The sequence below is a fragment of the Nocardia aurantia genome (assembly GCF_009604425.1).
Classification (GTDB): domain Bacteria; phylum Actinomycetota; class Actinomycetes; order Mycobacteriales; family Mycobacteriaceae; genus Nocardia; species Nocardia aurantia.
In genome coordinates this window covers 589,473-602,515 of the sequence record NZ_WEGI01000002.1, presented here as the reverse complement: position 1 = coordinate 602,515, position 13,043 = coordinate 589,473, and the positions used below count along the sequence as shown (strand labels likewise).

Below are 13,043 nucleotides of genomic sequence, written 5' to 3'. Positions count from 1 at the left end.
TAACTTGAGAGCATGGTTCGGCCACCGACTGCCCGTCCCGCGGTTCCCGGAGCAGGCCGGCTCGGCCTGCTCGAGCCGACGGCTGCCGACTCGTTGCGAGAGTTGGCCTGGGACAACGTCGAAAGTATTCCGCTGCTGTGGGCGCTGTCCAGGTCGCCCGACGCCGACCTGGCCCTGCTGACCCTGGTCCGGTTGCGGGAGAAGCTCGGAACGGACTGGTCCGCACTGGATTCCGCGTTGCGGGCCGAAACCGCCCTGCGCGGACGGCTGTTCGCGCTGATCGGATCCTCCAAAGCGTTCGCCGACCATCTGGTGGCCGATCCGGCGGTGTGGCAGTCGCTGCGGCGTCGCGAGCTGCCGGACCGCGCGGAACTGATCGCGGATCTGCTCGCCGCGGTGGGCGCACGGCCGGAGCCCGGCGGCGGCCCGATGCTGCACCGCGCCGAGATCCACGGTCCGGAGTCCATCGCGTTGCTGCGCAAGCGGTATCGCGATCAGCTGATGCTGCTGGCGGCCATCGACCTGGCCGCCACCGTGGAGAACGAGCCGGTGCTGCCCTACCTGCAGGTCGGCCGGCACCTCTCCGATCTGGCCGACGCGGCGCTGACCGCGGCACTGGCGGTGGCGGTGGCGCGGGTGTGCCCGGATCGGCCGGTCACGTCGCGGCTCGGGGTGATCGCGATGGGCAAATGCGGTGCGCGGGAACTGAACTACGTCTCCGACGTGGATCTGGTGTTCGTCGCCGAACCGGCCGACACCGAGGCGACCCGGCTGGCCGCGGAGCTGATGTCGGTCGCCGGTAACGCCTTCTTCGAGGTGGACGCCGCGCTGCGGCCCGAAGGCAAGGCCGGTGCGCTGGTCCGCACGCTGGAATCCCATGTGGCGTACTACAAGCGGTGGTCCCGCACCTGGGAGTTCCAGGCGCTGTTGAAGATGCGGCCCGCCACCGGCGATCTGGAGCTCGGCGAGGAGTACCGCGCCGCACTGCTGCCGATGGTCTGGAACGCGGCGGAGCGTTCGGATTTCGTCACCGACGTGCAGGCGATGCGGCGGCGGGTGGAGGATCTGGTGCCCGCGGACATGCGCGAGCGCGAGCTGAAGCTCGGTCACGGCAGCCTGCGCGACGTCGAATTCGCCGTGCAGCTCCTGCAATTGGTGCACGGCAAGGCCGACGAGAAGCTGCACGTGCAGGGCACGGTGGAGGCGCTGGCGGCCCTGGCCGACGGCGGTTACGTCGGGCGCGACGACGCGGCGAACCTGACCGCCTCCTACGAATTCCTCCGGCTGCTCGAGCACCGGTTGCAGTTGCAGCGGCTCAAGCGCACCCACACCCTCCCGGCCGCCGACGACGAGGAGGGCATGCGGTGGCTCGCGCGCGCGGCCCATATGCGGCCGGACGGCCGGCAGGACGCGGTCGGCGTGCTGCAGAGCGAGATCAAGCGCAACGCGATGCGGGTCCGGCGGCTGCACGCGAAGCTGTTCTACCGGCCGCTGCTGGAATCGGTGGCACGGCTGGACGCCGACGCGCAGCGGCTGAGCCCGGAGGCGGCGGTACGGCAGCTCGCCGCGCTCGGCTACGTCGCTCCGGAGCACGCGCTGGGCCATCTCAAGGCGCTGACCGGTGAGGTGGGCCGCAAGGGCCGCATCCAGGCGCTATTGCTGCCGACCCTGCTGGAGTGGCTGGGCGACACCCCGAATCCGGACGCGGGGCTGCTGGCCTATCGCCGCGTCTCGGAGGGCCTCGACGACGAGATCTGGTTCCTGCGCGAGCTGCGCGACGAGAGCGCGGTCGCGCAGCGGCTGATGATCGTGCTCGGCTCGTCGGCGTATCTGCCCGACCTGCTGATCAACGCGCCGGAGACGATCCGGATGTTCGCCGACGGGCCGGACGGCCCGCTGCTCACGACCACCAAACCGGCCGAGGTCGGCAGCCGCATCGTGGCCGCCGTCGCCCGCTACGACGATCCGCGCCGCGCGGTCGCCACCGCGCGGTCGCTGCGCCGCCACGAACTGGCCCGGGTGGCCTCCGCGGACGTGCTGGGGATGCTGGACGTCCCGGCGGTGTGCCGGTCGCTGTCGCTGGTGTGGGTCGCGGTGCTGGAGGCCGCGGTGCAGGCGGTGATCCGGGCGAGTGAGCTGGAGCAGGGCGAGCCCGCGCCGGCGGATCTGGCGGTCATCGGCATGGGCCGGCTCGGCGGTTTCGAACTGGGCTACGGCTCCGACGCGGACGTGCTGTTCGTGTGCGACCCGCGGCCGGGCGCGGACGAGACGATCGCGGTGAAGTGGGCGATCGGGGTCGCCGATCAGGTACAGCGGCTACTCGGCGCGCCCAGCACCGATCCGCCGTTGCAAGTCGACGCGGGACTGCGGCCGGAGGGCCGCAACGGCGCGCTGGTCCGCACGCTGGCCGCCTATCAGGCCTACTACCAGCAGTGGGCGCAGCCCTGGGAGGTGCAGGCGCTGCTGCGGGCCCATCAGGTCGCCGGCGATCAGGATCTCGGCGTGCGGTTCCTGCGGATGATCGACGCGGTGCGCTACCCCGCGGGCGGCGTGTCGCCGGAGTCGGTGCGGGAGATCCGGCGGATCAAGGCCCGGGTCGACTCGGAGCGGCTGCCGCGCGGCGCCAATCCCGCCACCCACACCAAACTGGGCCGCGGCGGGCTGGCCGATATCGAGTGGACCGTGCAGCTGTTGCAGTTGCGGTACGCGGACGAGGTGCCGGAGCTGCACAACACGTCCACGCTGGAGTCGCTCGACGCGATCGAGCGGGCCGAACTGCTGGACGCCACCGACGTCGGCCTGCTGCGCGACGCCTGGCTGACGGCGACCAAGGCACGGAACGCGCTGGTCCTGGTCCGCGGCAAACCGGCCGATCAGCTGCCCGGTCCGGGCCGGTTGCTGTCGGCGGTCGCGCGGGTCGCGGGCTGGCCCAACGACGACGGCAGCGAGTTCCTCGATCACTACATGCGGGTCACCCGCCGGGCCAAGACGGTCGTCGAGCGGGTCTTCGGCGGCTGACGGGAGGAGGCCGAGGAGAACGGAAAACCCGGTTGCTGGGAACAGCCTCCGAGCGATATGGGTTGTACGACCCGCATACTGTGCCGCCGCGTTCCGACCGATCCGGTGGAAGACGGAACTAGCGTTCCGCATAGTGTGTGGTTGGAAAGACCATCGGGAGGACCACTATGCGACGGCACTCGAGCACGACCGGGGGGTTGTGACGTGGCTGATCTGAACTCCGGTCTGGGGTACGGGGTGGCGGGCTATCGAACCTATCGGCAAGCGGCGCTGTCGCCGACGCGTGCCGTACGACTGCCGCTCATCGCGATGTTGTTGCTGGTCGGGGTCGTCCTGCTGTACGTGGCCGACCGGGCGGCGCGCGAGGGCGTGAACCGCGGCTGGCTGGTGGCCGTATCGATCTCCGGGTTGTTCGTGGCCCGCGGGCTGCACCTGCGCCGGCCGATCACCCTGCCGCACGTCACGCTGGCCGTGATCGTGCTCGGCGTGTCCAATGTCTCGTATCGGGATCAGCACCCCGCCGTGGGTTTCGTCTGCCTGGCCGGCACCGGATTCCTGCTGATGCTGCCGCAGAACTCGCGGGCCCAGCCGGAGCAGCGGTTCCAGATCGCGGAGCTGGTCGAGGGCACGACCGACGACCCGCTGGCGCCGTTCGCGCTGCACTCCGCCAAGACCTACTTCTTCAACGAGACGTCCACCGCGGCGATCGGCTATCGGGCCCGGTTCGGCGTGGCGGTGGTGGGTGGCGACCCGGTCGGCGACCGGGAGCGGTTCGGCGCGCTGGTCGGCGAGTTCTCGGAGTTCGCGCACAACCAGGGCTGGCGCATCGCCGTGCTCGGCGCGAGCCCGGAGATGTCGGAGCTCTGGCGCACCCGCGCGATCGACCACCACGGGCTGCACGCCATCCCGATCGGCCGCGACGTGGTCGTCGATGTCGACGAATTCGACCTGGTCGGCCGGAAATTCCGCAACCTCCGGCAGGCGGTCAGCCGCACCCGCAACTTCGGGGTCACCACCGAGATCGTGCCGGAGCGCGAGCTCACCGACGCGATGCGCGACACGTTGTTCTCGATCGTCGACGAATGGAATCAGGGCCGGCAGACCCGCGGCTTCTCGATGATCCTGGATCATCTGCTGGACGGCCGGAATCCGGGCATGCTGCTGGTGATCGCGCGGGACGCCGACGGCCGGGTGGTGGGTTTCCAGCGCTACGGCAGCTCCAACCGGGGAAGTGAGCTCAGCCTCGACGTGCCGTGGCGGCGCAAGGACGCGCCCAACGGGCTGGACGAGCGCATGATCGTCGACCTGATCGACCATGGCAAGCGGCACGGGGTGCGGCGCATCTCGCTGGCCTTCGCGGCGTTCCCGGAGCTGTACTCGGACAAGCAGCGCTCCCGGGTGAAGCAGACGCTGTACGTCCTGGCCCGCACGCTGGATCCGATGATCCGGCTGGAGTCGCTGTACCGGTTCCTGCGCAAGTTCAACTCGTTCGGTGACCAGCGCTTCGTGCTGCTGCGCTGGCGCGAGATCGTGTTCACCGGTGCCGCGTTGTTCACGCTGGAGTTCGTGCCGCACCGCAAGCACAGCTGATCCGGCCGCCGTCGGCCGAAGTTGTTGCGCGAGGGTCGCTCCGCGCGATTACGATATGTGCGCTCGGGAACGGGGGTTTCGCACGCCATGATTGCGGCTCGTCGCCGTTTCGGGTGTGCGGCGGCGGTATTCGGGGAGGAAAGAGATCTGATGACGGGGACACGACGGCGGCTCGCGGTGCTGTCCGGACTGCTGGTGGTGGTACTCGCGCTGGCCGGATGCGGCGGCGGAACACCGAACGACGCTGCGCCGCAACAGGCTCAGGCCGCCGCGGCGGACGACGGAGCCTGGCCGGCCGCCGGTTCGACGCAGAACGGGCCCAGCGGCCCGCGAACCGGAGTGCCGGACACACCGCTGCGCGCCGACAACGGCGACGGCGGCGAGATGGATCGGCTGGCGCTGAACACCGTCGCCGATCTCGCCGACTTCTGGAAGACGGAGTACGGCAAGACATTCGACAAGGGCGCCTTCGTGCCGGTGGACCACTTCTTCTCCTGGGATGCCAGGGCGCCGAAGGAACAGCAGATCACCTTCTGCCGGGCCGACACGTATCACGTGGTGAACGCCGCTTACTGCTCGGTGGACCAGACCATCGGCTGGGATCGCGGGGTGCTGTTGCCGTTGATCGCCAAGAAGTACGGGAAGATGGCCGTGGTCATGGTGCTCGCGCACGAGTACGGCCACTCCATCCAGCATCTGGCGCGGCTCAACGGATTTCTCACCCCGGGCCTGGTGCTGGAGCAGCAGGCGGACTGCTTCGCCGGAGTGTTCCTGCGGCACGTCGCCGACGGCGGATCCACCCACTTCACGCTGAACACCACCGACGGCCTCAACGGCGTGCTGGGCGCGACCGTGGCTGTGCGCGACCAGGATCCGAACAATCCGCACAACGTGCACGGTTCCGCGTTCGAGCGGGTGACCGCGGTGCAGATGGGCTGGCAGGACGGCGCGATCGCGTGTAAGAACATCAACCGCAAGGAGATTCAGAAGCGCCGCGGCGAACTGCCCGTCACCTACAAGGCCGGCGACCAGGAGGGGCAGTTGCCGGTCGACAACAGCTCCCTGGGGCTGGTCGCGGGTGCGCTCGGCAAGCTCTACCCGTTGCCGCAGCCGCCCCGGTTCGATTACACGGGCATCGTGAAGAACTGCGCGCAGAGCACCGGCACGGAGCCGGCCTCCTACTGCCCGGCCACCGGCACCATCGGCACCGATGTCCCGGAGCTGGCGAAACGGGCCGGGCAGCAGACCGGCGACGACGAACCGCTCTCGGCGATGGTGGACGGCAACTACAACGCGTTCATCGTTTTCGTCTCGCGCTACATGCTGGCGGTCGAGCAGAGTCGCAAGCTGAGCCTGACCGGCGCCGAGAGCGCCGGACTGCGGACCATTTGCCTGTCCGGAGTGGTCTCCACGAAGTTCAGCGACCCCGGCAGCGAGGTGCAGCTCACCGCCGGTGACCTGGATGCCGCGGTGTCCGGACTGCTCGCCGACGGTCTCGCGGCCAGCGATGTGAACGGCAAGGTGGTCGCCAGCGGCTATCAGCGGATCGACGCGTTCCGCACCGGCGTCCTCGACGGTGAGGGCGCGTGCCTGACGAACTACAAGTAGGACGTGTGGCGGTCGCCGGAAACGGTCCATCTGCCCGACAACCGGGGTTCATCCGCGGTGCCCAGGATGTGGTCATGGTGTGTTCTCCGCCGATTCGCCCCGGACGGGTCCGATGAGTTCGGGGCTGCTCAGCGCGGTGCTGGCGCTGGTATCGGCGATGTTGTTCGCGACGTCGGCGTCGTTGCAGCAGAGCAGCGCACGCAAGGCCGCGCTCGCGGACCCCGACGCGACCCGGGTCCTGGCCGTCGCCGGGATCTTCCGCGCACTGCTCACCAGTCCCCGCTGGCTGGCCGGGCAGGTGGCGAGCGTCGCGGGATTCCTCTCGCACGCGGCGGCCCTGCGCTACGGCGCGCTGCCGATGGTGCAGGCCCTGTTGGTGGTGCAACTGCTGTTCGCGCTGCCGCTGGCGGCGCGCCGGCGCGGCAGGGCGCTACTGCGCCGGGACTGGGTGGGCACCCTCGCGGTGTGCGCCGGCCTGGCCCTGCTGATCGCCCAGGGGGTGCCGCACGGTCACGTGCGGACGTCGGCGCTGCCGGCGGCTGGCGGGTTGATCCTGGTCGCGATCGCGGTGGCGCTGATCGCCTCCCGCATGGTCGGATCGCCGCAGATGCGTTCCGCGCTGACCGCGGTCGCCGCCGGATGCTGTGTGTCGACCACGGCCGTGGTCACCGCGATCGCCGTTCCGGCCCTGCCGCACCTCACCTGGGCCCTGTTCGCCATCCCGGTGACCACCACGGTCGGCGCGGTGCTGACCCAGGAGGCGTTCGCCCGCGGTTCGCTGCCCACCGCGCTCACCACCATGACGATCACCGATCCGTCGCTGAGTTATCTGGCCGGTGTCACCCTGTTCGCCGTCGGCGCCCGGCCGCAACCGCTTCCGCTGGCCTTCGCCGCCGCGGTGGTGATCACCGGCATCGTGTTGCTGGCGAATTCGCCTACCCTGCACGACGAACGGGATCCCGGCGGGGTCGAGGTGCCGGTACCCGGCTGACCCCGGTCGGGCATTCGTGTCGTACCCCCGCCGTACCGTGAACCGGACAATCGGTGACGGAGGAGAGGTGATCTCATGGGCGACGCGCCGTCCCGGCCTACCGTGGCGCTGACCTCCCAGCAAGCCGCCGACCTGCTCGGGGTGAGCCGGCCGACGATCAAACGCTGGATCGAGAAGGGTGAGCTACCCGCCGAACTGGTCGGAAAGCGTTATCACCGTTTGCGTCTCGACGACGTACTCCGCTACCGGGAGGCCCGGCGGCGGCAGCAGTACGAGGCGCTGGCGGCCTCGGCGGTCGACATCGACGCCGACGGCGATCCCGCGGACGTGCTCGCCCGGTTGCGCGCCGTGCGGCAGGCCACCGCTCGGCGCGGGCGGCCGGCCGGACCTACGGTCGCGTCCGGAGGTGGTTCTGCGGCAGTGGAATCCGCCGCGGCGGATGCGGCCGGTTCTCGAAGACGCCGGGGTGCCTGACCGCGCGGTTCTCGGGTCATCTCCAAAAGCTTTGTGGCGCAATATGTTATGTCAAGTAGATCGTGCGCCTTGGGAAGTCGGGGACGGATGGGCCGAGGTGCTCTGATGCGAGAGGGTGGTCTTCGGAGCATTCGGAGAGTATCTGTCACAACCGATTCGGGTTGCGCCACTGCGGCTCTCGCTCTCGGGTTGGAGGTGACGAGTGGTGGCGGATGCGCCGCGTTTGATGATTGTGCGCGTGAGGTCGAGCGGCAGGAGACGGGCCGAGTCCGATGCGTGTGTGGTGTGTCGAGCGCCAGGATCCGGCTGCATCCCGTGCGTGAGTGTGGTCACGCGGTAGGCGCGGGCCACGGCTGGTGCGCGAGTAGGTCACGCGGCAGGGAGCCGGCCGAGTCCGATGATTGTGCGGGTGAGGTCGATTGGCAGGGACGGGGGTCGAGTTCGATGCGTGGGTGGTGTGGTCGAGCGGCAGGACCGGGCCACATCCCGTGCGCGAGTGTGGTCACGCGGTAGGCGCGGGCCGCGTCCGGTGTGCGTGAGTGTGGTCACGCGGTAGGGACAGGTCGCATCCCGTGCGTGAGTGTGGTCACGCGGTAGGCGCGGGCCGCGTCCGATGTGCGTGAGTGTGGTCACGTGGTAGGGACGGGCCGCGTCCGGTGACGTGAGTGTGGTCAGGTGGCGGGTGGCGGGCCGAGTCCGATCAGTGCGTTCGTGAGGGCGTCGAGCGCGGCGGGGTAGTCCCGGGCCGCAGGGGTGGCATAGCCGATGACCAGGGAGGGCGGGTAATGATCACGGTCGGTTCGGAGCAGGTCGGTGAGGGCGAAGGTGGTCACCGAGGCGGCAGTCAGTGCGGTGCGGGCCGCGGCCTCGGTGGATCCGGGCGGGAGCTCGAGAACCGCGTGCAGGCCCGCCTCGAGGCCGCGGATCGTGCTGTGCGGCAGGTTGTTCCGGATCGCGTCGGTGAGCAGGTCGCGGCGTCGTCGATAGCCGCGGCGCACGGTCCGCAAATGCCGGTCGTAGGCGCCGGTGTCGACGAGGCGGGCGAGGGCGAGCTGATCGAGGTGGCGCCAGTCGTGGGTGCGGCGTTTGGCTGCCAACAGGGGCTCCAGGAGGGCGGGTGGGCAGGCGATCCAGCCCAGTCGTACCGCCGGACCGATGGTCTTGCTGGTGGAGCCGACGTACACCACCCGCGCGGGGCGCCGCGATTGCAGGGCGGCGGTGGGGTGGCGGTCGTAGCGGAATTCGCCGTCGTAGTCGTCCTCGACGATCCAGCTGTCGCGATCGTCGGCCCACGCCAGCAGGGCGGTGCGCCGATCCGCGGACATGGCCACTCCGGCCGGGAACTGGTGCGCCGGGGTGCACACGGCGACGCGGGCACCGGACGCCGCCAGCGCGTCCACCCGAATTCCGTTGGCGTCCAACGGGATATCGGCCACGGGCAGCCGGGACGCGACCAGCCGGACGTGATCGTCGATCGAGGGGTCCTCCATTCCGACCCTATCGACGCCGAGCTCCGCGAACACCTCGGCGAGCAGGCCCAGCGCCTGGGTGTACCCGGAGCAGATCACCAGATACGCGGGATCGACCCGCACCCCGCGTACCCGTCCGAGGTAGGCGGCCAGGGTGGTGCGCAACTCCGGGCGTCCACGCGGATCACCGAAGCCGAAGGCCTCGGCGGGCGCGTCGCGCAGCGCGGCGCGCATCGCCCGGGCCCAGGCGTTGCGCGGGAACGCGCCGACATCCGGGCGGCCGGGGCGCAGGTCGAAGCGGTGCGTGGCATCCGGTCTCGGTGGCGCCGCAGTGTGCTGGTCCGGTGCGTTGGCACCGGCCGCGACCCGGGTTCCCGCGCCCTGCCGCGCCGTCAGCCACCCCTCGGCCACCAACTGCTCATAGACCGTGGTGACCGTGCCGCGCGACAGTCCGAGCTGGGCGGCGAGATCCCGGCTCGACGGCAGGCCGGTCCCCGCCGCGAGCCGCCCATCGCGGACGGCGGTGCGCAGCGCCTCCTCCAGTGCGTGCCGCCGGGTGCCGTGACGAGGCAGTTCGAGCAGCAACTCGGCGTTCGCCGGACCGCGACGCTTCGGCTGGGCTCGGTCCGCGTTTGTCGCGGGTGCGTTGTTCGCTGGTCCGCGACCTTTCGACTCGGCTTCGTCCGCCGTTGTCGTAGGTGCGTTGTTCGCCGGTCGGCGGTTCCCCGGCTCGGCGTGATCCGTAGTCGTCACAGGTGCGTTGTTCGTCTGATGTCGGCCTTTCGGCTTGGCGTGATCCGCCGTTGCCGCGGGTGCGTTGTTCGCCGGTCGGCGGATGCCCGGCTGGGCCTGGTCTGCGGTTGTCGTGGGTGCGTTGTTCGCCGGACCGCGACGCTTCGGCTGGGCCTGCTTCGCCGTTGTCGTCGGTATGTTGTTCGGCGGCCGGCGGTCGGTCGGCTGGGCCTGATTCGCACTCGTCGCGTGTCCGTTCGGGTAACTCATGTCAGTGGTCCACTTTATTGTGTCCGGAGTGGACCATTTCATTGGACCGCTGGATGCGTAGCGTGATCGTCGGGCGGACGGCTGCGGTCGGCCGCCGCTGTGGCAATGATGTGTGGCAGCAACGACATTCGTGGGTGAGGAGTGTGATGCGGATTTTCGTGGCGGGTGCCACCGGGGCGATCGGGCGGCCGTTGGTCGCGGCGCTGGTGACGGCCGGGCATCGGGTGATCGGTACCTCGCGCAGTGCGGCCTGGGTCGACGATGTGCGGGCGCTCGGTGCCGAGGGGGTTCGGTTGGACGTCTTCGACGCCGGGGCGGTGGAGCGAGCGGTGGCCGATGCGGCCCCGGAAGTGGTGATCCATCAGCTGACCGCGCTCAGTGGCGGGATCTCGGCCGAGAACAGCCGGATCCGGCAGGTCGGCACCCGGCATCTGGTCGATGCGGCCCGCCGCGCCGGTGTGGAAAGAATTGTCGCGCAGTCCATCTCGTGGGCCTACGCCCCGGGCGAAGGACCGGCGGACGAGGCCGTGCCGCTGGACGTGGACGCGCCGGAGCCGAGAGCCCGTATGGTCGCCGGGGTGCGTGCGCTGGAGGAGACGGTCGCGGAGTTGCCGCACCATGTCGTTCTGCGCTACGGGCTGCTGTACGGGCCGGGCACCTGGTATCGGCGAGGCGGGCTCGCCGACGCGGTGCTGCACGGCGACACCTCGGATCCGGCGGCGGGATTCATGGCGACTCTGGTGGCGAACGACGCGGTGGCGTCCTTCGTGCACGTCGAGGACGCGGCGCGCGCCGCCGTCGAGGCGCTGGAGTGGCCCAGCGGCACCGTGAACATCGTCGACGACGAACCCGCCCCCGGCCGGGAATGGGTGCCGGTGCTCGCGGCGGCATACGGTGCTCCTGCCCCCGAACCGGTTCCGGGTCGCGCCGGCTGGGAGCGCGGCGCGGTCGGCACCCTCGCCCGCGCGCTCGGATGGAAGCCGCAATTCCCCAGTTGGCGAACGGGTTTCGGCGCGTGAGTGGCGGGACGGGGCTCGGTTTCGGGCGGGACGCGCTGGGGTATCGGGTTCGGCAGGTGTGAAATCGGCTGATGGCGGGTGCTTTTCGCTGTGGTGGTCGCGGCGGAGGGTGAGTGTCACGGTCCTGGCGGTTGTTCATCGACAGAAGGAGTACGACAGATGAGTGCACGTGCCGAGACGGCGGTGGCGTTTCGTGAGTTGCATCGGCCGGGCGATCCGGTTGTGCTGCCTACGGTCTGGGACGCCTGGTCGGCGAATCTGGTGCAGCAGGCCGGGTTTCGGGCGCTGACGGTGGGGAGCCATCCGCTCGCCGCCTCGGTCGGCGCGCAGGACGGGGAGGGGATGGCTTTCGAACAAGTGCTGGAGCGGGTGCGAGAGATCACGGCCGCGGTGGACATTCCGGTGTCGGTCGATTCGGAATCGGGGTACGGGCTGGAGCCGGCGCGGCTGGTCGAGGGGTTGCTCGAGGCGGGTGCGGTGGGTCTGAACATCGAGGACACCGTGCACGGTGAGGGTGACCGGCTGCGGGAGCCGCAGGAACATGCCGATGTGGTGGCCGGGTTGCGGGCGGCGGCCGATGCGGCCGGGGTGCCGCTGGTGGTCAACGCGCGGACCGATCTGTTCCTGCGCGGGGACGGTGATCCGGCGGATCGGTTCGATCGCGCGGTCGCTCGACTGCTGCTGGCAGCGGAGGCGGGGGCCGATGTGCTGTATCCGATCGGGCGGCACGACCCGGCCACGCTGGCCCGGCTGACCGCGGCGTTGCCGTTGCCGGTCAACGCGATCACCTCGCCGGAGGCCGGGGATCGGGCACAATTCGCCGAATCAGGTGCTGCCCGAATCAGTTTCGGCCCGTTCCTGCAGTATCAGCTCGCGGCGGAGGCCGAGCGCCTGCTCCGGCGTTGGCAGGACGCCCCCGCGACATGAGTCCGGGTGTGATCCAGGCAACTCGGCGTCGCAACCTCACCGCGACAGCCGGGTGCTAACTTTGAAATCAATAATCTCAGTAGTGAGAACAGTACTTGCCGAATTGTAGAACGGCATTATCTACTGAGGGTCCCGCCGGTTCGGCCGTCGGGTGCGGAAGGTGAGGAGCGCGCAGTGACCGTCGAGACCAGGCTGGAGGACCGCCGGCACATTCTCCGCGAACTCGGATTCGCCACCCGCAAGGTCGGTGACGAGTTGCACGGCACCGCCGAGATCACGCCCGAGATGCACGTCCCGGGCACCGCGCACCTGCGTACCTCCATCCTCGCGACCTGGGCCGACACGGTGTCCGGTCTGCTCGCGGCCCTGATCATGGGGCCGCGGGTGCCGGTCACCCTCGAACTCGACGTCAACCTCTACCGGCCGCTGCCCGGCGAGGGCGAGGTGCGGATGATCGGCCGCACGGTGAAGGTGGGCCGCTCGGTGTTCGTCGCCGAGACCGAATGCACCGTCGACGGCGTGCCGGTGGCTTTCGGCGCGGCCTCGTTCATGGTGGCGCCGAATCCCGACGTCCAGTTCCACGGCGACCTCAGCATCGATATGCCCGCCGCGACCGAGCGACTCACGATGCCGCTCGCGGATCGCGCGGGGTGCGAACGCCGCAGCCCGGGAGTGGCGGTGCTCCCGCGCACCGAGGACGGGCTCAACGCCTCCAATACCGTCAACGGCGGTCTGATCGCCGTCGCCGCGGAGGAGGCGGTACTGTCGCTGGCCCCCGGCGACAGCCTGTCCTTCCTCGGCCTGCGCTACCTGCAGGCGGCCCGCGTCGGTCCGGTCGTCGCGACCGCCCGCCTCTACGACGGTGTGGGCCGCGTCGAACTGCGCGACTCGGGCAACGAGAACCGCCTCGCGACCTTGGCGACGGCTCGCACGTTCCGCGGCTGA

Annotated in this window: 9 protein-coding genes; 8 read left to right on the top strand and 1 reads right to left on the bottom strand. The window is 70.1% G+C overall.

From position 1 onward, the window contains the following. The first annotated feature begins 12 nt into the window (after nt 1-12). From NRB56_RS06105 to NRB56_RS06085, 5 genes are all read left to right on the top strand, one after another. Nucleotides 13-3,018 (top strand): bifunctional [glutamine synthetase] adenylyltransferase/[glutamine synthetase]-adenylyl-L-tyrosine phosphorylase, encoded by a 3,006-nt coding sequence (locus tag NRB56_RS06105; RefSeq protein WP_153339445.1) that lies wholly within the window; start codon nt 13-15, stop codon nt 3,016-3,018. 204 nt (nt 3,019-3,222) lie between these two features. After that, on the top strand, nt 3,223-4,608 hold the full coding sequence (locus tag NRB56_RS06100; protein WP_319942616.1) for a bifunctional lysylphosphatidylglycerol flippase/synthetase MprF: 1,386 nt from the start codon (nt 3,223-3,225) through the stop codon (nt 4,606-4,608). 150 nt (nt 4,609-4,758) lie between these two features. After that, on the top strand, nt 4,759-6,216 hold the full coding sequence (locus NRB56_RS06095; protein WP_153339444.1) for a neutral zinc metallopeptidase: 1,458 nt from the start codon (nt 4,759-4,761) through the stop codon (nt 6,214-6,216). Nucleotides 6,217-6,328: 112 nt separating this feature from the next. Beyond that, nucleotides 6,329-7,207 (top strand): DMT family transporter, encoded by an 879-nt coding sequence (locus tag NRB56_RS06090; RefSeq protein ID WP_153339443.1) that lies wholly within the window; start codon nt 6,329-6,331, stop codon nt 7,205-7,207. Between the two features lie 75 nt (nt 7,208-7,282). Beyond that, entirely contained in the window at nt 7,283-7,681 is a 399-nt protein-coding gene (locus NRB56_RS06085; RefSeq protein WP_153339442.1) for a helix-turn-helix domain-containing protein, read from the top strand. Nucleotides 7,682-8,352: 671 nt separating this feature from the next. Here NRB56_RS06085 and pdxR read toward each other — a convergent pair. After that, a complete protein-coding gene (gene pdxR, locus NRB56_RS06080; protein ID WP_227837198.1) occupies nt 8,353-9,735 on the bottom strand; it encodes a MocR-like pyridoxine biosynthesis transcription factor PdxR in 1,383 nt (460 codons plus the stop codon). 563 nt (nt 9,736-10,298) lie between these two features. Between pdxR and NRB56_RS06075 the strand changes: the two genes are divergently transcribed. The 3 genes from NRB56_RS06075 to NRB56_RS06065 all read left to right on the top strand — a co-directional run bounded on the left by NRB56_RS06075 (nt 10,299) and on the right by NRB56_RS06065 (nt 13,043). Continuing rightward, nucleotides 10,299-11,171: an NAD-dependent epimerase/dehydratase family protein gene (locus NRB56_RS06075; protein ID WP_153339440.1), complete on the top strand. Its 873-nt coding sequence runs from the start codon at nt 10,299-10,301 to the stop codon at nt 11,169-11,171. Between the two features lie 159 nt (nt 11,172-11,330). Further along, a complete protein-coding gene (locus NRB56_RS06070) occupies nt 11,331-12,098 on the top strand; it encodes an isocitrate lyase/PEP mutase family protein (RefSeq protein ID WP_153339439.1) in 768 nt (255 codons plus the stop codon). A 174-nt stretch (nt 12,099-12,272) separates the two neighbouring features. Further along, on the top strand, nt 12,273-13,043 hold the full coding sequence (locus NRB56_RS06065; RefSeq protein WP_319942615.1) for a PaaI family thioesterase: 771 nt from the start codon (nt 12,273-12,275) through the stop codon (nt 13,041-13,043).

Coding starts and splice junctions, on each gene's coding strand:
- NRB56_RS06090 (WP_153339443.1), top strand. CDS start 6,329: ATGAGTTCGGGGCTGCTCAGCGCGGTGCTGGCGCTGGTATCGGCGATG.
- NRB56_RS06075 (WP_153339440.1), top strand. CDS start 10,299: ATGCGGATTTTCGTGGCGGGTGCCACCGGGGCGATCGGGCGGCCGTTG.
- NRB56_RS06070 (WP_153339439.1), top strand. CDS start 11,331: ATGAGTGCACGTGCCGAGACGGCGGTGGCGTTTCGTGAGTTGCATCGG.
- NRB56_RS06085 (WP_153339442.1), top strand. CDS start 7,283: ATGGGCGACGCGCCGTCCCGGCCTACCGTGGCGCTGACCTCCCAGCAA.
- NRB56_RS06105 (WP_153339445.1), top strand. CDS start 13: ATGGTTCGGCCACCGACTGCCCGTCCCGCGGTTCCCGGAGCAGGCCGG.
- NRB56_RS06095 (WP_153339444.1), top strand. CDS start 4,759: ATGACGGGGACACGACGGCGGCTCGCGGTGCTGTCCGGACTGCTGGTG.